Origin of the sequence: Paenibacillus tritici, assembly GCF_013204885.1 — a bacterium.
Lineage (GTDB): Bacteria > Bacillota > Bacilli > Paenibacillales > Paenibacillaceae > Paenibacillus_AQ > Paenibacillus_AQ tritici.
The window spans coordinates 118120-141786 of sequence record NZ_JABMKX010000002.1 but is presented as its reverse complement, the minus strand read 5'-3'; the positions used below and the strand labels follow the sequence as shown (position 1 = coordinate 141786).

Sequence of the window (23667 nt, the reverse complement as noted above, 5' to 3'; positions counted from 1 at the left end):
AGAGCCGCCGATTGGCGGCTTTTTATTTATGATATGTCTCCTACGAAGCAAGTCCTCCTATCAGGCTAACGGGATTCAGCTTGTTGTTGATATGGCAGAGGAGCAGTGCTTTAATAGAATCACAATCGATAATGATATCCGGGACAACCCCGGCGGCTTCCGGCTGTTTGTTTCGGATGATGATGTCCGTTACGGGGATGCCATTGCTGAGGGGTGCGGTCAGGTGAATTCAGCACAAATAGATATTCTGTTTCCGCAGCAAAAGGCCCGGTTTATCAAGCTGGTTCTGGCTGATCCGGAAGACGGCTATGGACGATTTACGAGCTTAATGTCTGGAATATCACGGACGAAGGTGAATAATCCCCAGATATAGACTCGGTCAGTCCTCATCTTGATGAGGTGAGAACTGCTGTGACATACAGGGAAAATCAGTAAAATGGCAAAGAGGTTGTCTAGAGTATATTGTGTGAAATGCCTTTAGCTGGGATGATAAAGGTTGCCTGGGGATTATGATCTACTCTATAGAATGGATGGACAGGAGGAACAGAGTTGAGCAAATACTTGCTGAAGCTGCTTGCATATAGTCTGGTGCTTGGCATTCTGCCTACTATCATTATCGGCTTTGCTTCCTATTCTACAGCTTCAAGGGATATGGAGAAGAAGGTCAAGGAAATGAATATGCAGTGGCTGGATCAAACGCAGATGCGTGTCGAGCAGATTCTCAAAACCACAGAGAAATCGGCCACCCAGTTTGCCAACTCCTCGCTTGTCAGGGAATCCATGAGGAGCCCGTTATCTTCATATAACTTTGAAGCGGTCCGCCAGCTAACCAAGGAGCTGTATAATCTGCAATCAAGTGACGCCATTATTACGCAGGCATATCTGGTCAGCCTGGAGCAGAACTGGGCGCTCAACCTGAATGTAATGAAGCCGTTGGATCAACTGGAGAACTATCAGGAATTTCTGGAAAATGCCAAAAATCCTAAAAGTATCTTCTGGTATACGGGGTTCTCGACTTCCGGTAAAGATGATTTGTACGAATCTGTGGAAACGATTACATTGGTGCACAAAATCCCCATTCTGCCTCGGACCAATGAACCGCAGGGACTGCTGGTCGTGAGCATTGTTTTATCTGAAATCCAGGATGTCATGGAGTTATCCTCCAACGCATCCAGCCGGAATTATATTCTGGACCGGACGGGTGCGGATATTCTGGCTGCTGAACCGGATAAGACCCGATATGATGATATTAACAGAGAGGTGCTTAACCGGCTGACCTCCGATACGGAACGGCCATCAGGAATATTGAATACCCGGCTGGACGGAAAAGAAGCGGCTGTTATGTACCGTTCTTCAGGCTATAACAGCTGGACCTATATATCGGTAGTGGATATCGGAGAGATCAAAAAGGATACCCGGGAAATCGCCGGCTTCACGATCCTTGTATGTCTTGCTATCCTGCTGATCGTAGTAGCAATGGCTTTGTACGGAAGCCGCAGGATGTATCTGCCCATCCGTAATCTGCTGAAGGTGGCGCGGACCTACGGGGAATCGGATTCAGACCCGCAGAGTGTCCGCGGGCGGGATGACCTTGAATACATCAAGTCAAGTTTCCAGTCCCTTGCAGGATCACGGGATCAGCTGGAGATGCAGATGATGGGCCAGACCAGTCACCTGAAGGAATATTTTGTATTAAAGCTGTTTACCGGCCAGATCAGCAAAAATGATTATTTATTCCGCTCATATAAATACGGCTTTCCTGAAGGTTGGAGGAGCCTCGGGGTGCTTGCCCTGCAGATTGATAATCTGCAGGAAACCCGCTGCCGGGAGGAGGATCGCGAGCTGCTGCTCTATGCGATCAGCAATATTGCCCAGGAGGTGCTGCCTGCTTCGCTCCGCTTCCCGCCGATCACGCTGAACGGTTCTCAGGTTACTCTGATTGCCACGGATAAGGAGGATAGAGAGATGGTTAGAAATATTCTGTATGAAGCTGCAGAGTGTATCAAGATAAACGCTGAAAAGGTGCTGCAGATTAAGGTGAGCATCGGGATCAGCAATCCGTATGTTCAGCTCACAGATACCGCTCACGCCTACGCAGAAAGCCTGAATGCTCTGAAGGCGCGGATCAGTCTGGGGCCGGAAATTATCATTCATTACGGCGATACTGGGAACCATGCAGCGGACAGTCATTATGAATATTCCCATCTGAAGATACTGGAAGACAGGGTGATCTACGCCATCAAAGAAATGCAGCCAGACAGCGCTTCTGAGCTGCTGGGTGAATATCTGGACACACTGGTCTATAAGGACCGTCCGCTGTATGAGCATCAGACCATGCTGCTGCAGCTGGCCTCCGGAATTCTGCGGATCGCCCAGGAGCAGGGAATTCCGGTCAAGCAGGTGCTGGAGGGTGAAAGCGGCTTGAGAAAGATCTTTCAGCTGCAGACCCGGGAGGAGATTATTCACTGGTTTGAATCCAGACTCTTCAGGCCTATAATCAGACTGCTGTCAGACAGCTCCAAAATCCAATACGTAAAAATTGCCGACAGGCTGGTGAACTTGATTCATGAACAGTATGATCAGGACATTACGCTGGAAATGTACTCGAAGCTGCTGAGCTATCATCCGGTGTACTTAAGCCGTATTTTCAAGCGGGAAATCGGAGTCTCATTCAGCGATTTTCTGACAGACTACCGGATGAAGATGGCCAAGGAGATGCTGGAGACGACAGATATGAGAATATCGGAGATCAGCGAGAAAATAAAATATAAAAATATCAGCTCCTTTATCCGCAGCTACAAGAAGACCTATCAGATTACACCGGGCCAATACCGGGAGAATATGATGAATGGAGCCCAGGAATGAAAATGAACGTCTGTCGTGGTATAGGTATCCTGATGTTGACTGCTGTTCTTGCCGGCTGCGGACCTGTGGATGGAAGCAAAGCCAAATCCTCCGGCCCGGACCGCTTCTATCTGTCCATAGGTGCCACCTTGATCGGCGAGCTGCCGCCCAACAATAATGCAGTAGAGAAGGCTATTGAAGCTTATACGAATACCGATCTTCAGATTGAATGGATTCCGATGTCTGCTTATGATGATAAGCAGAGGCTGATGATTGCTGCAGGTGAGCTCCCCAAGCTGGTTAAACTTGCCTATACACCGGACTACATCAGTACTATAAAAGCCGGCCAATTCTGGGAGTTAGGCCCGATGCTGAAGGATTATGCTCATTTATCGGTTCTGGACAGCCAGTATTACAGCAATATCTCGGTGGAAGGGCGGATCTATGGCATCCCCATTGTCCGTGATCTCGGCCGGGCGACCATCCAGTACCGCAAGGACTGGTTCGACAGGCTGGGCTTGAAGGTTCCGGTTACGCTGGAGGACTGGTACACTGTCGTGCACGCCATGACCTTGGAGGACCCTGACGGGAACGGGAAGCAGGATACTTACGGTATGGTACTGGATAAAAGATACAACCAGGATGTCAGCTCGATGCTGACCCGGATTTCCGTATCCCAGGGCGGACCGAACAAGTGGCTGGTGGAGGACAACCAGTTTATACCGGAGTTCCTGACGGAGCCATTTTTTGAAACCATGAAGCTGTTCAGAAGGCTATACACGGAAAAGCTGATTAATTCCGATTTCATCGTTGTCGATAATAACGAAGCCTCCAAAATCTATGATTCAGGACGTGCCGGCATCCAGATCTCCGGAGGTAATGCCCAAAGCTGGATGGATAAATTAATTAAGACGGTTCCGGAGGCTGAGGTTGATGTAGTTTTTCTTGCAGGGCCTGACGGAAACCGCCTACCGGGTGAGCCGGGCAATGCCGGTTTCTTTGCGGTCCCCAAGGATTCCGTAAAAACATTGGAGGAGGTCAAACAGATACTGGAGTTTCTCGACAAGTTGTTCGATCCTCCGATGCAGATGGTGATTACAAGGGGAATTGAAGACCGGCATTGGTCTGACAGTGGAGATTATGCCGAAATTTTGGACCGCACGCTGGATCTGAGAGAGGTTAAGCCATACAGGGATCTGCTGCCCAATCTGGCAGAATACCAGCAATCCATCAAGCCGGTCCGTCAGCCTGAGCTTTACCAGAAGAATCAGGAGATCGGCAAAATGAACAAGGAATATGTCGTAGAGAATCCGGCGCTGACACTGGAATCGGATACTTATAGAGAAAAAGGCAAGGAACTGGAGATTATTATCCAAGATGCAGAGACCAAATTCATTATGGGCATGATCGATGAAGAGGGCTGGCGGGCGGAGCTGTCCAGATGGCAGGAAGCAGGCGGCAGTCAGATGTGCCGTGAATATGAACTAGCCAACAGAAGCAGGGCGGCGGAGTAATTAGCGGGTAGAGATCACGGATCTCACCCGCTTTTTTGTTTATCTCATGCTTTAACCATGGTTGCCTGGAGTTAACGGTAAAGGATATATCAAGGTTACTGCAGGATTTGGTATCCCCGGTAACCCTTATGGACAGCGCCCGGACAACTGCAGCAATGAACAGGTTGCCCCAGCCTTATAGCCGGTCACGGCAAACTGAAATAAGATTGGACCTGAAACCAAACAGGATAATAAGGAGGTTACAAAAGGTGAAGCAGAATGTCTCAATTTCTGCAGGACTGCCCGGCACTAAAGCCCCCAGAGGCAAGGCAGATACCCTGCTACGGGATATTATCCGGGATAAGTGGCTGTATCTGATGCTACTGCCAGGTATCATCTATTTCATTATCTTTAAGTACGTCCCGATGTACGGGGTATCGATGGCTTTTATGGATTATAAGCCGTACACAGGTTTTCTGGGCAGCCCCTGGGTAGGCTTCAAGCATTTTGAACGTTTTTTCTCGGAGCCGCAGTTCGGCATGTTATTCCGCAATACGGTCATTCTGGCTGTCTACAACCTGGTGTTCTTTTTCCCGATGCCGATTATCCTTTCCCTTATGCTTAATGAGGTAAGAAGGGCCAAATTCAAAAATTTCGTGCAGACCCTGATCTACATTCCGCATTTTGTATCCTGGGTTGTGGTTGTCGGGATCTTTTATATTCTGCTAACAACGGAGAACGGCATTTTAAATGAGTTGTTATATCAGATTACCGGCCGCAAAATCGCCTTTCTGCTGGAAGCGGAATGGTTCCGGACGATGATTATCACCCAATCAATCTGGAAGGAAATCGGCTGGGGAACGGTTATTTTTCTGGCTGCCCTGGCTGGTGTCGATCTGCAGCAGTATGAAGCAGCACGGATCGACGGGGCCAGCCGCTGGCGTCAGCTGTGGCACATTACACTGCCTGCGATACGCAGTACAATCATCATTCTGTTTATTCTGCGGCTGGGTAATTTCCTGGATTCGGGCTTTGAGCATATCTTCCTCATGATTACGCCGACCAACCGTGAGGTGGGTGAAGTGTTCGACACCTACGTGTATACCAAAGGGATGACTCAGGGCCAGTACAGCTACAGTTCGGCGGTTGGTCTGTTCAAATCAGCAGTCGGATTAGTACTGGTGCTGGGGTCCAACTGGCTGGCCAAAAAATTCGGGGAAGAAGGGGTCTACTGAACCCCGCTGCATGAACAAGGAACGGAGGAGGAGTATTCTACTATGCTTCAAGATAAAACCATCGGTAACCGGATTTTTGACATTACCAATTACACGCTGTTAATTCTTATCGGTCTGATCTGCGTACTGCCCTTTGTATATGTGCTGGCGGTTTCCTTTACCAGTCCGGCGGAAGTCGCCAAGGGCGGGTTAATTCTGTGGCCGAAGGAATGGTCGCTGGCCTCATACCGGTATATTTTCTCAACGGATACGCTGTTCCGCAGCATGCTGGTGTCCATCTACATTACGGTAGTGGGAACCTTCATCAACCTGCTGTTCACCTCGCTTATGGCCTATCCGCTGGCAAAAGCAACACTCAGAGGCCGCCAGTTTATTCTGCTTGCTGTACTGTTCACGATGCTGTTCGGCGGAGGCATGATTCCTACATACTTCGTAGTCAAGGCGATGGGTCTGACAAACAGCCTGTGGTCGCTGATGATCCCGAATGCGATCAGCGCCTTTAACCTGATTGTGCTTAAAAATTTCTTTCAGCAGATTCCTGACGGCCTGGAGGATTCGGCACGGATCGACGGCTGCACCGATGTAGGCGTGCTGTTCCGGATTGTGCTTCCGCTCTCGATGCCCGCAATGGCTACCTTTGGCCTATTTTATGCGGTCGGGCACTGGAACCAGTTCTTCAGCGCCATTCTGTATATCAACGATAGCCGGCTGTACCCGATACAGGTGCTGCTCCGTCAGATCGTTATTTTAGCGCAGGGCAGCATCGGCGATACCTCGATTGACAACGTGGAGATTCAGCCGCTGACCATACGGATGGCCGTCATCGTGTTTGCGACAGTTCCTATTCTGCTGGTCTATCCGTTCCTCCAGAAGCATTTTGCCAAAGGTGTAATGCTTGGATCGGTTAAGGGCTGAGGATGTCTGGAAGGTAAATCAACAAGCTATGAATGCCCGTATCTCCGATCACACGGGTGTTACGGGCTTACCATAGAAATTTCTACAACCGGAGGGGTTAGGTTAATGAAGAAAAGAATGGCGTTACTAATGGGGGGCGCGTTACTGGCTACAACTGTATTGTCTGCATGCGGCAGCAATAATGAGCAGAATGCGGCAGGCGGTAATACCGATGCGGCTAAGGGTAACACAAATTCACCTGCTGTGGAGGACACAGCACCGTTGGAGCTGTCCATTGCCGTACACCAGGCCGCTGAAGCACCGGCCAAAGGGAATCCGATGGAGCAGGCAATCGAAAAATATACAAACACGAAGCTCAGCTTCCAGTGGATTCCGAATTCGGGCTATGATGAAAAGATTAACGTTATGATTGCCTCGGGCGAGCTTCCCAAAATTCTGAAGGTCAGCTATGTTCCTAATATTATCAGTGCAATGCAGGCGGATGTGTTCTGGGAACTCGGACCTTATCTTCAGGATTACAAGAATCTTGCCGCACAGCCTGAGACCTACTATGACAATATTAAAGTGGACGGCAAGCTGTATGGGCTGCCCGTATTCCGTAACGTAGGCCGCGCAGCCCTTCAATACCGCAAAGACTGGTTCGATGAGTCAGGCCTCCAGGTGCCAAAAACGCTGGATGACTGGTACAACGTACTGAAGGCTGTGGCAGAAGGCGATCCGGACAAGAACGGCAAGAATGACACCTACGGCTTCATGTTGGATAAGAACTACAATCAGAATGTGTTCTCAACCCTGACCAGACTGTCCGTTATGCAGGGCGGTCCGAACAAGTGGGGAGTGGACGATCAGGGCAATTTCACACCTGAGTTCATGACGCCGGAGTTCACCGATACCCTAAACCTGTTCAGAAAGCTGTATGCCGAGAAGTTGATCAACCAGGACTTTGCCGTAACCGATTCTCAGACGGTCGATAAGGCCTATGAAGCAGGCCGGGTAGCCCTGCGGATCTCCGGCGGCAACGCCCAGTCCATGCAGTCGAACCTGGAGAAGGTCGTTCCTACAGCCGTTATGGATGTAGTTGGACTGGAGGGGTCGGCAGGAATCCGCGTTCCGGCTGAAAGCGGCAACGCCGGAATTCTGGCCATACCAAAGTCCTCTGTCCAGAGTGAAGCGGAATTGAAACGGATCATGACGTTCTTCGACCAGCTGCTGGATAAGGAAATGGTCAACCTGATCAACAAAGGGATTGAAGGCACTCACTATACCGTCGAAGGCGATTATACCCTTCCGCTGGATAAGGATGCCGATGCCAAGGAAGTGAAGCCTTACCGGGATACGCTGCTCCAGCGCGGAGAATCGTATAACATGGATAAGCTGATGAAGCAGACAGAGCTGTTCGAGAAGAACAATAAGGTGGTCACTGAGAACGAAAAGTATGTAGTGACCAATCCGGCCCTGACGCTGATCTCTAATACCTTCACGGAGCGGGGCAGCGAGCTGGAGCAGATGATTACAGACGCGGAGACCAAATATATCATGGGCAAACTGGATGAAGCCGGCTGGAACGCCGAAATCGAGAAGTGGAAGCAGGCCGGCGGCAGCGGCCTGATGGAAGAGTATAAAGAAGCTTATCTGAGAAACAAAAAATAATTGTCGGCTGGAGTGAAACCGTCTTATGAACCTGGAAAGGAAGTAAGACGGTTTTTTTAGAGTAAATCTTGAAAGCGCTTATATAAGTGCAGATTTATCATTTTTGAAACAAGGAGGACACACATGTACAAGCGGACGGAAAGAGCCATGAGCCAGTTCATGGTGCTGGTGATGCTGGTAACGGCTGTGTTTGGCCTGCAGCCTGGCCCCGCTGAGGCGGAGGGCAATGCGCAAGGCGGCCAGGTTGAGGTATGGGACTTCGGAGGCGTACAGGCAGCGGGAGATTCCTACATCAATCATATTACAGTGGATACACTCAATGGATTAGGCTCCTTTATCGGGGCCGGCTGGTTCAGGCAGAATACCGTGTTCGGCGACTTAACGGTAATGACCCCTGCCGGGGGCGGTTACCACAGACTATATTATTACGACGGTGAAGTGAACGGCGCATTATCCTATGGCAAGCCTACCACCAAAACCTTCAGCGACGGCTATGCGAGCAAGGGCTCTGTCTATTCCGCCGGCAACGGAGATGCTTCAGCCAAATACATCCAGATGGAGAATGTGGAAGCCGGGGACAACATTACGGTGTACGGCTTTGTTACCAACGGATCCGGGCCGGCAACCGTTAATTTTGCCCTGACCAGCAGCTCCACCGGTGAGGTCGTGACCAGAAGCACCGACACGTTTACTTCAGCTGGGCAGATCCTTGAATATCATGCACTGGACTCCGGAACATTGCGGCTGTTTTATTCTGAGTCAGGAAGCTATAAACCCAATGTCGTCCGCATTACCATAACCCCGGGTGTTACAGTATCCGGTACGCTCAACCTGAATGAGTATACACTATCCGGTCATTCCATCGTATTTCAGAATCAGTCCACCGGAGAGCTCCTGCCGGCAAAGCTGGATGTTGAAGGCACTTACACGGCCGCTCTTACAGCAGGCTACACGTATACCGCCGTTCTTCGGGGCGTCAGCTCTGAATATGCCATTTCAGACACCTCGAAGACCGTAGCCGTTACTCTTGCTGATCTTGGCAGCGGCATTAAGAATGTCCAATTAAATGTAGTAAAAACCCCGTTGGCAAAACTCAGCGGTACCCTTAGCGGATTCGAGTACGGCTACAGCCTGAATAACCTGAAGGTTACCCTGGTTCCGCCACAGGGAAGTCTTGCTCCGGCCGTAGAAGCTGTACTGGATACAGCAGCGCTGACGTACTCGGCAGATCTCCGTGCCGGAGAGCGCTATACCCTGACCCTTTCCGGTGTGAACGATTACCTGCTTACAGGCGAAGCGGACGTTAGCATCAGCACGGATACTGCGCGGACCCTCACGGTTGCAAAGGCGGCGGTTTATGACGCAACCGGTGCTTTTACAGGATTGCCGTCCGGGGTTACTGTCAGCAGCCTGGAATTTACGAATCTAAATGACGGGTACAGCTATACCGGAAAAGTTACGGGCGGCGGCTACTCAGTCAAGCTGAGGGATGGCGCTTATGCAGTGATCGCAGTTTGCTCTGACCCCGCCTACACAACCGCCGGACACACTGTTATCAAGGGGAGCGACACGGTAAAGGCTCTCAAATTCTTAACCTCCAAGGCTCCGGCCGCTCTTCCGCTAATTCAGGATTTGTATGTGGGCGACAGTTCCAAGGAGCACAATTTCGGCTCGGTCAAGGAGGCACTGGCTGCAGCCGCGAGAATGAATCCTTCCAGCGAGGCTGAGCGGATTACGATCCATATTGTCCCCGGCACTTACCGGGCCCAGCTGAAAATCGCCACTCCTTACATCAGCCTCGTCAATGCCGACCCGGATAAGGAGGTTAAAATCACGTGGTACTACGGGGTTGGGTACGATTATTACAGCGCAGGGCCGGATGGGCTGTACAATGAGGACCGGGCTTTTGATAAATACCTGAAGGGCAATCCGGGCAGCTTCAAGTGGGGGGCAACCGTATTTGTGACGGGCGCCGCCACAGGCTTCCGGGCCGAGAACATCGTCTTTGAAAATTCCTTCAACAAATATATTACTGAAGAGGAGCTGGAGGACGGGGTAGAGGTTACAACGATCAACACGCCTACCAATCTTACCCCAAGAACAGCTTCACTGGACGCCAGATCGAGAGGGGCAACGGAACGGGCGGCTGCCATCGCGGTCGAAGCCGATCAGGCAGAATTTTATAAATGCAAATTTCTGTCCAACCAGGATACGCTGTTCACGGGCAACACCCGCCAATATTACAAGGACAGCTTCATAGAAGGCAACACCGACTATATCTTCGGCTCGGGCAATGTTGTATTCGATAACAGTACGCTTAACTTTGCAGGCTACAGCGATCAGGATTCCGGCGGCCATATTACAGCAGCCAAACCTCCTTCAGCAGCGGACTCGTCCTTCCATGGCTATCTGTTCAGGGATAGCACAGTCACAGGCAGCTCTATTAATAACTATAAGGCATCCGGGGACTTCGGGAGACCATGGGGACAGAATGCCAAGGTGATTTTTCTGGATACCAGGCTGGAGAGCAGCTCCATCATCTATCCGGAAGGCTGGGCAGGCATGGGAGGCTCTGTTCCGGAAAAGGCAGACTTCTATGAATACAACACCACCTATAACGGCATGCCGGCAGACACCTCTTCAAGAAAAGGGAATGTGCTTAGCGCAGCGGCAGCTGTAGTTGATGTGACCCGGTATTTCGGCACGGATTGGGTACCTCATTATTATGAGCCGGGTACCTTGACACCGCCTGTCCTGCAGGCAGACTCCGTCAGCGAATCCCGGGGTGTTATCAGCTGGCAGAGCGCTGTCAGCAGCATCGGCTCGATCTTTTATGAGGTATATCAGGATGGTCAGAAGGTCGCCACAACAACTGAAACCACTTATACGGCGGATAATCTGGCTCCCCTGACGAGCTATACCTTTAAAGTAAATGCCGTCAACACTGCCGGAAATACGGCGGAAAGTAATGCTGTACAGATTACTATCAATAAGCAGGGACTGCCTGCTGCACCAATCATAACTGCTGAACCCGGAGATGGGAATGCAACAATTACGTGGTCAACAGTAACAGGCGCTACCTACTATACTGTCAAAGGCAGGTCGGCGGACAGTACCGGGTACGACATGCTCCATACCATTAGCCCGGCAACGGTTACCTCTTATACGTATTCGGAGTTAACCAACAGAACAGCCTATCACTTTGTTGTATCCGCTTCCAATGAGCATGGGGAAGGCCCGGATTCCAATGAAGCTGCGATAACTCCGGGAACCGGAACTGCACCCGGTAATGTTATTAAACCGGAGGATTTCACGGCCTATGACATCGGCAGTCCCGGCACACCGGGCTCATCAAGCTTTGATGAGGATACCAACCTGTTCACGCTGACCGGTTCAGGAACGGGAATCAATAAGAACGCCACCGGACTGGATCAGTTTTATATGAAGGCAGTCAGGGTCAAAGGAGATTATACGATCAGCGCCAAAGCGGTTTATAGTGAAGGCCAGCTGGGGGCGATGAGCTTGACACTCAGAGAGAGCCTGGACCCGGACAGCTACCATTACACACAGGCAGCCACCGCCACAGGCGGACGAAAAATGTTCCGGTACAGCGGCTCCTCCAACGGCTCTAATTCTGTGATGCCGGTGAAGGGAACCGCCTACCTGCAGATCACCAAAACCGGCGACAAAATCCTGTCCATCGTCAGCACCCTGCCGATCCCGGAAAATCCGGTTGCCTCGGAAACGCTAGCGATCAGCACAGCTACCGCCAAGCAGCTGGGCCTGGATGAGAACGGGAATCCCAAGGAGCTGTACGTGGGGCTGATGGTGAATGCCGCCAATGCCTCCTCGTCGCTTACAGCTGTATTCGAAGATGTCAGAATGGTGATGGCTGATGGAACGGTGCGGTTTGACGCCAACGCCGGCAAGCCGGTCGCGCCGAAGAATGTCCAGGCCAAGCCTTATAATGCGGGTGCCCGGATTACCTGGGATGCGTTAAATACAGCCACTTCCTACACGGTACATCAAAGCACAAACCCGGAAGGGCCATTTACAGAAGCGCTTACCGTCGGAGGCTCTGTGTATGAAGCTTTTGTTACAGGGCTGGAAAATGACAGAACGTACTATTTTGCTGTCACTGCAAAGAATGCCAGCGGGGAAAGCGTGCCGTCACAGGTGGTAAGTGTCTCGCCTACTGCTTCAGCGGATTTGCCTCCGGTTCTGACGATGACTTCGGCTGAGCCGGCCGCCGGGGTGTTCAGTGCCCTGCTGCCGCTAAGCGGGACTGTGGATAAGGAGAGCATCCTGACAATCAGAAATAACGGAATTCCTGAAAAGCTGAACGGGACGGAGGAGCATTTACTTTTACACAAAGGTGACACGTTCAGTGCAAAGCTGATTCTGGTGCCGGGACTGAATGAAATTGAAATCAAGGCCACCGATACGTACGGCAACGAAAGCTTTATTAAGTATGCCGTTACTTACACTTATCGAGCGGGCAGCATTGGCTTCTATGATGCAGAGGGACAAGCCGTTACTGTGCTCGAAGCAGGCCGGGAAATTTGGATACAGGCGGAAGCGGAAAACTATATTGCTGATACCAAAGATGTTCTGCTGTTTATCGGCCTGTATGACGAACATAACAACTTGATCAAATTCATCAGTACGGCAGAGTCCCTGTATAGCGGAGAGACGGATACCCTTTACGCCCGGTTGAGGCTTCCTGATGAGGTGGACGGCTATACGCTCAAAGCCTTTGTCTGGGACAACATGACTGACATGCAGCCTGTTTCTGAAACGGCCGAGTTACAATCCAATTAATCTGCGGGAGGATAAACCATGAAAAAAAGGATGATCTCAACTGCGTTATGTGCGCTGCTGGGCGTTTCATTCCTGGCTGATGCCGTGCCTGCTCATGCTGCCCAGGCGCCGGCGGCAATGCCGGCGTTTCCGGGGGCCGAGGGCGGAGGGATGTATGCCAGCGGCGGCCGGGGCTACGACGTCTATGAAGTAACCAATCTGAATGACTCCGGGCCGGGGTCCTTGAGAGAGGCAATCAGCGGAGATGACAGAATGGTCGTATTCCGGGTATCGGGGACGATTCAACTGGCAAGCCCGCTCGGCTTCACCAACAGAAAAAACATTACGGTTGCCGGACAGACCGCTCCGGGAGACGGGATTTGCATCGCCGGCTTTAACACCGACATCAGCAGTGCAACCAATATTATTATCCGGTATTTAAGATTCAGACCCGGTTCGGCCAACATCTCCAGTGAGCCGGATGCCCTTGGCGGCCGGGGCTCAAATCATGTGATGATTGATCATGTCTCAGCCGGCTGGTCGACGGACGAAGGATTATCCTTTTATGAGAATAACAATCTGACCGTGCAGTGGAGCATCATCAGTGAAAGTCTTACTTTATCCGGGCATGTAAAAGGAAAACACGGATACGGAGGGATCTGGGGCGGCAATGCGACAACCTTCCACCACAATCTGCTTACCAGCCATACCAGCAGAATGCCGAGAATCGGGAACGGCAATACGCCCGGAAATATCACGATGTCTAACAATGTAATTTACAACTGGGGCTTTAACAACACCTATGGCGGCTTAACCACGCTGCAGTCCAATGTCATTAATAACTACTATAAGCCGGGGCCGTCTACCCTCCAGTCCGTAAAAGGCAGAATTATCAATCCCGGTGACGGCGAGTTTTTTGTGGACGGAAATTACATGTACGGCAGCCCGGAGATCAGCGCGGACAACAGCAAGGGGATTCAGAATGTAATCCCTGCCACGGTTCTCTCCAAAGCCCCGTTTCAGAATGACAGCTATACAACCGTAAAGATCACGGATGCCGGGCAGGCGTACCAGGATGTGCTGGACATGGCTGGTGCGGTGCTGCCAAGAAGAGATGCCGCAGATGCCCGGGCCGTACAGGATGTAATAGACGGGACCGGCCGGACGATCAACCGGGAATATGAGGTGGGCGGTTATCCGGAATTACAGTCCGCTGAAGCTCCGCTGGACAGCGATCATGACTGCATGCCGGATGCCTGGGAAGAGGCCCATGGACTGGATAAGCTGGACAAAGCGGACGGCAAAACCATCAGTCCGAACGGGTACAGCAATCTGGAGAATTATCTGAACAGTCTGGCAGATATGACCCATCCTGCTGACAATCCTGTGGTTAAGCTGAAATCACCTGTATATAACGCTTTGTTTGCCGAGGGCGGAGCCATCCGGATTGATGCAGAGGCTGCAGACAAGGATGGAATTTCCAAGGTGCAATTTTACAGCAATGATGTGCTGCTGGGGGAAGTAAAGAAGGCCCCGTACAGCTTCACTCTGGACAATGTGGAGGACGGCACTTATTTTATCTCCGCGCGGGCTTATGATACGAAGGGAAATGCAACCCAGTCCACCTCCCTGCCGGTTCATGTCAATGGTCCCGAAGTGAGTACGGGCTGGACTTCCGCGGATATCGGCAATACCCCGGTGAAGGGCAGCGGAAGCCTGGACGGCTCCGGTACGCTGACTGTGAAAGGGTCCGGAAAAGTCACCAGCAAAAACGACAGCTTCCATTATGTATACCAGCCGGTCAGCGGCAATGCTTCCTTAACCGCCAGACTGGATTCCATCGCCCTGCTGGACAACAACGCCATTTCGGGCCTGATGATCCGGGATAGCCTGGAGCCGGACGCAGCTGCAGCGGTGATCAGTACCTCCATCGTGAAGGCGGACCGGGATGAGCTTGGAAACGGTGATAAGGATGACACGTTCTATGCCACCTATTTCTCATCGCGGATGAACAAAGGGGAGACTATCCGCACACTGAATAATGCCGATTATCCGCAGGATTATTTGCCAAGCTTGACCGATAACACCTTGCCGATCTGGCTGAAGCTGGAGCGTGTAGAGGATACCATTGCAGCGTTTACCTCCTATGACGGTAAACACTGGAAAGAGCTGTTCAGGGATACCTTTGACATGGATAAAGAGGCTTATATCGGATTTGCCGTCGACGGGACCCAGCCTGCAATAGGGGATAAATACTACAACACGGCTAAATTCTCGAATGTGCAGCTCAGCAGCTCCTTTACGGTACAGGATGTCAAGCTTACAGATGCCCTGGGAAATCAGGTAACGGAGCTGGCTCCGGGGCTGACTGCAGCAGCCGCTGTTACCGTTGAGAAGAATTCCATTGTTGCCCCGGAGGGGGTAATTGTTATCCAGCTGTGTGACGCAGAGGGAAATACTCTCTCCGCGTCTTATGTGAAGTCTGCCTTTGGGGTGAACACGACCAAGACTGTAAAAGCCATGTTCAGCACTCCCCTGCAGATGACAGGGCTGCAGATAAAGGCTTATGTCGTCAATAATGTGCAAGAAGGACAGCTTATTTCCAACGAGAAGCTCGTGCAGTTAGGAGGAGGCTTATGACTAAGAAGGTCTTCAGAGCATGCATAGCATGGATCGTGTTCTCAATGCTTGTGCTTCCGTTCGGCAATGCCGGCGTATCGGCAGCTGCAGCTTTAACGGCGAGCTTGGAGGTAGATCATAATACAGCAGCAATCAAGGTTATCAGTACAGCCAATGAGCAGGACACAGTAACTGTATTGATTATGCAAAAGCAGACCCGCTCCATTGCCTATATGGATCAGGCTGAGCTTATAAACGGACAGCACATCTTTCAGACGGTGCTTCCAAAGGGAGAGTATTACGGCTTTGTGAGCTCGGCCGGGAGCGGGCAGGCAGAGCTGCAGGCTTTCACGGTTGAGAATACCGAGACGATAACGGGCTTCAGACCTTTGCAGGCTCTTACAGTTGCCACAGGCGGCAAGCTTGTGCTGCCCGGCTCCGTGATTGCCGTATTCGACAGCGGGGCTAACCGGGAGGTAGGAGTGAAATGGTCGGGAGTGCCGGATACCGGTACAGCCGGTCAATTCACGGTTACCGGTAATGTGAACGGAAGCCTGCAAACCGTGAAGCTGGTGGTAAAGGTCGGCGGCGGGACGGCGCCGACTCCAACACCGACTCCAACACCGACTCCAACATCAACACCGGCGCCGACCGCCACACTTGCAGCGACACCACCGCCGTTGCCAGGCGGACACACCGGAGCAGCAGCGACGCCGAAGCCTTCACCTGCAGCAGCAGGTTCTGCCATCACGCTGACTGCCGTGCTTGATCCGGCATCGGCTGTAGCGAAGGCAGTTGTCCCTGCAGCAGCTGTCAGCATAGCCTTGTCCAAAGCGGTACCGGACGCCAGAGGAATCAGAACTGTGGAAGTCATTATAACTCAGACAGAAGGAGCCAGGGCGTATGAGCCGGTGCTGCCGGCCAGCCTGTTTGCAGGAGATCTGAAGCAGGTGATCCGGCTGGTTACTCCGATTGGGACCGTTGAACTACCCGGAAATATGTTCAAAGATCGGATTACAGCAAGCAACTCTACTGTTTCTATGGTTATCGGATTAGCGGATGCGGCGGCAATAACTGACCCATCGCTGAGAGAAAGCACCAGCGGTAAACCGGTCATCGAATTGACTGCAAAGGTTGACGGTATAGCCGTTGAATGGAACAACAAAAATGCACCGGTTAAAGTATCTGTTCTATATATACCTAAGCAGGACGAACTTAACAACAGTGAACATATCGTAGTCTGGTATATTGATCCGGCGGGAAAGGCAGCCAAGATACCCAACACCAGATATGATGCGGCGGCAGGTAGGGTAACCTTTAGTACCACGCACTTCAGTAAGTTTTCCGTTTCTTATGTATTCAAGACCTTCAATGACGCCGATAAATTTCCGTGGGCGCAGCAATCCATAGAAGCTCTGGCTTCCAAAGGGGTGATCAACGGGATTTCGGATACGTCCTTTGCGTCTGAAGCTAATATCACCCGGGCCGATTTCGTGGTTATTCTGGTAAGGGGCCTGGGGCTTACATCTAGCTTCAGCGATAACTTCAGTGATGTTAGTCCTGCGAAATACTACTATGAAGCGTTGGGAATAGTCCGGGAGCTGGGGATCACAGGCGGAGCAGGAAATAACCTCTTTAAGCCGGATACACCGATTTCCCGCCAGGAGCTGATGGTTCTCGGCAGCAGGGCCCTTTCGCTTAGCGGGGCGGCAATGCCGGAAGGCAGTGCAGACGATATCCGTAAGTTTAGCGACAGAGCAAAGCTTGCGGCTTATGCGGTCGCGGATGTTGCTGCGATGGTAAAGGAGGGAATTGTCAGCGGCAGTGGAAGCAAGCTTAACCCTCACGCCAATACGACTAGGGCAGAGGCTGCCGTTATAATGTTCAGAATTATTAATAAGCTGTAAATTGAACGCTTGGGCGAAATTGTCCGCCTCCCGTACGGGGGGCGGATTTTTGTAACCTTAAGATTGCCCGCTCACTCCCTTAAGTTTCCCGGTTTATGACCGTGCTGTGCTAAGGTATCCTAGCCATATGCGCTTGCGCTAAGGTATGTTTCATCATGATAACGCTTACGATCTGTAGCGGATACGGAATCAATGACGATGGAGGTTTAAAACGATGATCCATAATCCTGTTCTCAAAGGGTTCAACCCTGTAATCGTCATCTGTATCCAAAAATTACACTGGCCTTACACTTCGAAAAGCAACAGTCTGTATAATGGATGAAGTAAATTCTCCCAAATGGACATTATTCTGAAGCAAATGGGCCAGCTGTGGACACCACGTTATCCATACTGCTCCGGCCAGCCGCGCTACATTCTGTCAGAGAATGTGGAACGTGTCCTGTTAGGTGAACTAAGTGCGGCCGATGGAATGAAGAAGGCCCAGGAGGAAGGCACTAAATGGTTGGCTGATCAACAGTAATGCTATGATGTGGGCTATTGAGAAGTCTGGTCTTGGTTAAGCATAAGCATACGGGAAATCGGCTCGATTTAAGGATGCCTAATTCGATTGAGAGCTGCCCCAAAAGCCATGAAATGGCTGCTTGGGGCAGCTCTGTTTTATGTCGAAGTAGTAGAGAGCTTGTGAGAATTTCGAGAGTCTGACTTGTCAGTAGAATATCTACTTTTGGGACAGCTCCCTATTGTGAGCTTCAGCGTATCGTGCTAACGGGTGGTGAATCAAGCGTTAGCCTTGGAACGGCTTAGTTGTCTCACGTATGACCAGGCTGGTGGGCAACATGACTTTCTTATGACCATAAGACGAGCCTTCGGTAATTTCGAACAGCAGTTTGGCACTCTCATAGCCGAGAACGTCGAAATATTGCTTCACTGTGCTCAAGGCGACCTTGGCGAACTTGGAGCTCTCGAAATCGTCAAAGCCGATCAGGGATATTTGTTCGGGGATACGGATATCGAGTGCAGTCAGCTGGTCTATTACCTCAAGGGCCCGCTTATCGTTCGCGCAGAACAGTGCGGTCAGCTCCCCGCTCTGAATCAGGTGTGCAAGCATAGAGTGATCCATGTCCTTATCCAGGAACAAAAGAGACTCGGAGATTGGAAGGGACGCATTCAACATAGCATTGCGGTAACCATTATATCTGTCAATCTCCGGACTCAGATGATAGTCGTAAGCTGCAAATCCGATTCGTCGATGACCTTGCTGGATCAAGTATTCGACTGCTTCATAAGCACCGTCGTGGTTATTGCAAGTGACGACGTTGACTGGATAGCCGGAAGGCGAACGATCCAGCATAACAAACGGAATCGCTGTTTTTCGAATTTCCCCGAGATAGCCCTTTGCCGCTTCGGGATCAGAGGAATAGATGAGAAGTCCTCTTAGTTCGGTTTGAATCAGCTCCAGAACAAGTGCACGTTCCTGCTCGAAATCATTCTCCACGAATTCAATGATCAGCTTGCAGCCATGTTTGCCCAGAAAGGACTGGATGCCCCGCATGATCTGCATATACGAGCTATCGTACAGTTCGACGCCGGAAATGACGAAAGCCACCAGATTCGAGGTCTTTTCCGGGACGGCCGCTTGACTGGCGACGAAGCTCCCCTTACCTCTGACGCGATAGATCACGCCTTCGTTCACCAGCTCTGACAGTGCTTTGCGCACGGTGATAGTGCTGACTTCCAGCAGCTTGGAGAATTCCGACTCGCTAGGAATCCGGTTTTCTTCTGTGAATTCCTGATTCTCAATCTGGGATAAGACATAGTCTTTAACCATCTGGTACTTTGGCAGAGTTAAGTCCTTCTTGCTCAAGTAAGTTCACCTCATATCGACATTTCCTCAATTATAGCGTACATCGTTTTAAAAAGTATACTTACTTACAGCGTGTTTTGGATGAGTTTTATCGAATAAGATAAAAAAATTGAATTTTGAGCAGGTATGTATTACTATGAGGTCAAATAAAGTATACTTTACCATTAACCTAACATAACATCTTGACTGCTGTCAGCTACGCCGGTCAACGGACAACCCAAAGAGCCGCTGGCAAATCCAGCAGCCCGAAGCTTAAGTATTTCATTTAGAGGGTAACCATGGCGCCTTCCTTCTCGAACGGGTAGTCGATGACAATACGGGCAACCTCGCAATCGCCGATGCCGCTGTACAGATTGACCTTGCCATCGGGACGCATTTCGATGCCGGCGGTGAATGCGCAGTCCGTCAGATGCGGTTTCTTGGCGGGACCCTCAGGGTAACATGGACGCGTGCCGATGATTCTCAGCTCTGAGAATTGATTCGTCTGCGGGTCCAATACGAAGGCCATGTTCATATAGGTCGATATACCTTTTTCGGCATAACAGATATGGCCGATGACGCCGATCTTCCCGCTCTCAAGCAAGTAGGCCTGATTGCAGCCCCCCCACTCATCCTCGTGGAACAGGCCTTGGATATTAGGGGCGTTCCCGATAACCTCGGAAGACAGGTCATCGAGGCTGTTGATGATCGTGAATCCAACTAAAGATTCACTTCCGAATTCCTTGCGTATTCCTTCGCCGCGTGGCCGTGAGAAGACGCCGATCCTGCCATCCTGAAGCTCTACGAGCCGAATGTCTTTCATATTATCCGGCCCCGTCGTGAAGTAGAAGAGATCATGAATATCACGGCCTTTGTAGAAGTAACCATAGAAAGAATCAAGCTGCCCCTGCTTGTAACGGACATGCGTACCGCCCAGTACGAGCTGTTTGTGGATGATGCTGATATAAGGGTCTTCAAGCTGATATATCATGGTGTCCGGCACGGCTGTCCAGTCATCCGGACCGCTCTGCTCGAACAGGCGGACCCAAGACCTTGCCCACTCATCGCGTCTTTCCAGGCGTCCGTAAATGTAGCGCTTGCCGTTCCATTCAAACGGGATCGAAGGATTGTAGACATCGAACTCTTCCGCTCCATGGAAGACAAGCTTGGCGCTTTCATAGATCCGTTTGTTTGCTTCAAACTGCTGACGCAGCTGCAATAAGTTCATTTGCGGCAATCTCCTTTCAGGCTTCAATAACAATTCTATCCTAATGGATAGCTATGTCCCAATTCTTGCTCCATTTTGGGATGCATTATGGTGGTTTGACATTGCAAGGCTTGTCTTTATCAAAGTACATAACGAACAAGGAGGAGTATCGCCAATGTTGAAGCTTCTTGCAGCGGACGGCATTGATTCTGAAATTCAGGCCCATTACCGGCTGATCGCCTCGGTGCGCGAGACGATCGGCATGCATAGCCATGACTTTTTTGAATTATTTCTCATTCTGAAGGGAAGCGTTGTGCATGTCATTAACAACAGCCGTCAGGTGTTGCAGGAGAATACTCTCGTGTTCATACGGGACCGGGATATGCATTGTTATGAGCAGACGGCGGATAGTGATTGCCAGTTCATCAATTTATCGTTCAACCGGGAGGTCCTGGATGACATGATTGCTTTTTTGGGAGAGGGATTCCCCAGCGGAAGGCTTCTTGAGCCGGCCATGCCGCCATCGACTTTGCTGTCCAAGACGGAAAAAGAATATGTGCGGTATCGGCTGGAGCTGCTCAATCTGATCCCGCAGGAGAAGAAGCCGGCTATCAAAGCAGAGGTAAGAGCCATCTTGACCGACCTGTTCTCCCGTTACATCACGGCCGAAGCAGAACCGTTCGAACCAGCGGGACAGCCGGAATGGTTAAAGGCCCTATGCAAAGAGGTGAACAAGAAAGAACAATTTACACGGGGAACGGCCGCGCTTGTCCAGCTGTCCGGTAAATCGCATGCCTACGTATGCAGAATGTTCAGAGAGTATCTTGGGATGTCTCCAACCCAATATATCAATGAATTAAGGATGTCCTACGCTGAGAATTTGCTGCTGAACACGGATATGGAAATCGTGGATATCAGTTTGGAGATTGGACTTGAGAACGTCAGCTACTTCTACGACTTGTTTAAACGGAGACATAATCTGACGCCTCACCGGTACCGGCAATTCGGTAAAATCCATAGATAGGTATACCAAATTAATATTAATTATGTTTGCTTTTTATATATTGACGCATCAAATAGTATGTGCTATTTTCTATTTAGCATAATAACCTTCGGCATCATGATGATCTAATCTGAGTAAACGGAAAGCACGAACAACCCGGTTTCGACGAACTTGGGTTCCGATCTGGAGGTGAAAATGAATGCGCTTGCAAACAGTTGGATCGTGGAGTTCAGGTGGCTGTGAGCGACCGGTACCAGGTGTATCAGACTACAACAGGTTGACAGTCAGGAGGCGTTTCAGTGAAGACAAGTAATAACAGGTTCATAGCCAGAATGATCAGGCACCGCTATCTCTACCTTATGGTGCTTCCCGGCTTCCTGACGCTGTTAATTTTTCACTATTTTCCGATGTACGGAATTCTAATCGCTTTCAAGGATTTTAATGCTTCTAAGGGGATATGGGGAAGCGAGTGGGTGGGATTCAAGTACTTCCTTTCTTTTTTTAATGATCCCATGGCGTTTAGAGTGTTGAAGAACACATTGCTTCTCGGTTTGTATACTTTATTCTGGTCGTTTCCGGCGCCGATTATATTGGCCCTGCTGTTCAATGAACTAAGGAACAAAAGATTTAAGAAAATAGTGCAGACGGTATCTTATTTCCCGCACTTCATTTCAGTCGTCATTGTTGCGGGAATGCTGAAGGAATTTACGGCAAGAGACGGCTTGTTTAACCATATTGTCGCCTTTTTCGGCGGAGAGCCGGTGATGTTTCTCCTGGAGTCGGATTTTTTCCGGTCGATCTTCATCTCCTCCGGTATATGGCAAGGCGTCGGGTTCGGCACGATCATCTATCTTGCCGCATTAAGCGGAATAGATCCAACGCTTTATGATGTGGCTGAAGTAGACGGCGCAGGCCGGTGGAAGAAGGTTGTGCACATTACCTGGCCTTCACTTAAGCCGACTACAATTATTTTGCTGATTTTTGCGGTAGGAGGAGTTCTGGGGAGTGACTTTCAGAAGATCATTCTACTCTATTCCCCTGAGACTTACGAAGTAGCGGATGTCATTGGGTCCTATGTGTATCGTCAAGGTATACTGGGTGCGCAATACGAGTACACCACAGCCATCGGAATGTTTATGTCGCTTATTTCCTTTATTGTTCTTTACTTGACCAATTGGATTAGCCGTAAAGTATCAGAGACAAGTTTGTTCTAGGTGGTGAGAAGTTGAAAAGGGATAGCTTAGGCTCCAGAGCTTTCGATGCCTTAAATGTTGTGATCATGCTGTTGATCATGGTTGTTGTGCTGTATCCGATTCTGAATATCGTCGCGACATCGCTAAGCGGTGCAAGTTACATCTCTTCCGGGAGCGTAACGATTTGGCCTAAGGGATTTAATCTGGAAGCGTACACGACGGTATTTCATGATCCATACATTTTTAAAGGGTATCTGAACTCGATTATTTATGCGGCAGGCTCAACGGGGATCATGCTGCTTTTTACGGCAATGATGGCGTACCCGCTCACGATCCCTGGCTTTGCAGGTAAGAAGTTTTTGACCTTCTTCCTTATGATAACGATGTTTTTCGGCGGCGGTCTAATTCCGACCTATCTGCTTATGCGCAGTCTGAACCTGTTAGACACGGTATGGGTCATGATTCTCCCGGGTGCCATCAGCGCTTATAACGTATTTTTATTTCGTACCTTCTTTCTTAATATTCCTTCTGAGCTGAAGGACTCTGCTTATATCGACGGGGCGAATGATCTAGTGGTCCTATTCAGAATCATACTGCCGTTGTCCAAAGCGCTTTTTGCAACCTTTGCCCTGTTCGGTCTGGTCGGAAGCTGGAACAGCTGGTTCGAAGCTTTGATTTACTTGCGGGATCAGGATAAGTACCCTTTGCAGATGGTGTTAAGAAACTATCTGTTCACTTTGGATACGACTGCGATTCAAGGCCGGGTAGGAGGCGGTGCAGTTGCTGTTAATGCTCCGGGAGAAACACTTGATCCGAAGGCGGTACGAATGAGCGTCATTATTATTACTATGTTTCCGATTATGTGCATCTATCCCTTCTTTCAGAAGCATTTCACCAAGGGATTATTCGTAGGCTCCGTCAAAGGCTGAGGTTTATCGTACACATTAGGGGGGAATGA

Annotated in this window: 15 protein-coding genes; 13 read left to right on the top strand and 2 right to left on the bottom strand. The window is 50.3% G+C overall.

The window, feature by feature from the left end; translation table 11 throughout:
* Positions 1 to 28: 28 nt before the first annotated feature.
* The 10 genes from HQN87_RS03685 (at position 29) to HQN87_RS03640 (ending at position 17983) form a co-directional block, all read left to right on the top strand.
* Positions 29 to 373, top strand: coding sequence for a discoidin domain-containing protein (locus tag HQN87_RS03685; RefSeq protein ID WP_173127997.1), 345 nt, complete (start codon positions 29 to 31; stop codon positions 371 to 373).
* Between the two features lie 176 nt (positions 374 to 549).
* Entirely contained in the window at positions 550 to 2865 is a 2316-nt protein-coding gene (locus tag HQN87_RS03680; protein WP_173127994.1) for an AraC family transcriptional regulator, read from the top strand.
* A 2-nt stretch (positions 2866 to 2867) separates the two neighbouring features.
* Positions 2868 to 4358: an extracellular solute-binding protein gene (locus HQN87_RS03675; protein ID WP_254075347.1), complete on the top strand. Its 1491-nt coding sequence runs from the start codon at positions 2868 to 2870 to the stop codon at positions 4356 to 4358.
* Positions 4359 to 4636: 278 nt separating this feature from the next.
* Positions 4637 to 5572, top strand: a complete 936-nt coding sequence (locus tag HQN87_RS03670) for an ABC transporter permease (protein ID WP_254075360.1) — start codon at positions 4637 to 4639, stop codon at positions 5570 to 5572.
* 42 nt (positions 5573 to 5614) lie between these two features.
* Positions 5615 to 6487 (top strand): carbohydrate ABC transporter permease, encoded by an 873-nt coding sequence (locus HQN87_RS03665; protein ID WP_173127988.1) that lies wholly within the window; start codon positions 5615 to 5617, stop codon positions 6485 to 6487.
* Positions 6488 to 6592: 105 nt separating this feature from the next.
* Complete coding sequence (locus HQN87_RS03660; RefSeq protein WP_173127984.1) at positions 6593 to 8137, top strand: extracellular solute-binding protein; 1545 nt, start codon at positions 6593 to 6595, stop codon at positions 8135 to 8137.
* Between the two features lie 123 nt (positions 8138 to 8260).
* A complete protein-coding gene (locus tag HQN87_RS03655; protein WP_173127981.1) occupies positions 8261 to 12958 on the top strand; it encodes a pectinesterase family protein in 4698 nt (1565 codons plus the stop codon).
* An 18-nt stretch (positions 12959 to 12976) separates the two neighbouring features.
* Positions 12977 to 15577 (top strand): Ig-like domain-containing protein, encoded by a 2601-nt coding sequence (locus HQN87_RS03650; RefSeq protein WP_173127979.1) that lies wholly within the window; start codon positions 12977 to 12979, stop codon positions 15575 to 15577.
* Entirely contained in the window at positions 15574 to 17463 is a 1890-nt protein-coding gene (locus HQN87_RS03645) for an S-layer homology domain-containing protein (RefSeq protein WP_173127976.1), read from the top strand. Before HQN87_RS03650 ends, HQN87_RS03645 begins: the two co-directional genes overlap by 4 nt.
* Before the next feature lie 337 nt (positions 17464 to 17800).
* Positions 17801 to 17983, top strand: a complete 183-nt coding sequence (locus HQN87_RS03640) for a hypothetical protein (RefSeq protein WP_216857133.1) — start codon at positions 17801 to 17803, stop codon at positions 17981 to 17983.
* 264 nt (positions 17984 to 18247) lie between these two features.
* On the opposite strand, the gene HQN87_RS03635 is transcribed toward HQN87_RS03640, so the two are convergent.
* Both HQN87_RS03635 and HQN87_RS03630 read right to left on the bottom strand, forming a co-directional pair.
* Positions 18248 to 19327 (bottom strand): LacI family DNA-binding transcriptional regulator, encoded by a 1080-nt coding sequence (locus tag HQN87_RS03635; RefSeq protein ID WP_173127973.1) that lies wholly within the window; start codon positions 19325 to 19327, stop codon positions 18248 to 18250.
* Positions 19328 to 19592: 265 nt separating this feature from the next.
* Positions 19593 to 20534 (bottom strand): MTP-1 family protein, encoded by a 942-nt coding sequence (locus tag HQN87_RS03630; protein ID WP_173127970.1) that lies wholly within the window; start codon positions 20532 to 20534, stop codon positions 19593 to 19595.
* A gap of 154 nt (positions 20535 to 20688) precedes the next feature.
* Here HQN87_RS03630 and HQN87_RS03625 point away from each other — a divergent pair, with 154 nt between their 5' ends.
* The 3 genes from HQN87_RS03625 to HQN87_RS03615 all read left to right on the top strand — a co-directional run bounded on the left by HQN87_RS03625 (position 20689) and on the right by HQN87_RS03615 (position 23638).
* Positions 20689 to 21537: a helix-turn-helix transcriptional regulator gene (locus tag HQN87_RS03625; RefSeq protein WP_173127967.1), complete on the top strand. Its 849-nt coding sequence runs from the start codon at positions 20689 to 20691 to the stop codon at positions 21535 to 21537.
* A 278-nt stretch (positions 21538 to 21815) separates the two neighbouring features.
* Positions 21816 to 22730 (top strand): ABC transporter permease, encoded by a 915-nt coding sequence (locus HQN87_RS03620; protein ID WP_173127964.1) that lies wholly within the window; start codon positions 21816 to 21818, stop codon positions 22728 to 22730.
* Between the two features lie 11 nt (positions 22731 to 22741).
* Positions 22742 to 23638 carry a carbohydrate ABC transporter permease gene (locus HQN87_RS03615; protein WP_173127961.1) on the top strand — a complete coding sequence of 299 codons (897 nt, stop codon included), beginning with the start codon at positions 22742 to 22744 and terminating at the stop codon, positions 23636 to 23638.
* Positions 23639 to 23667: the final 29 nt, after the last annotated feature.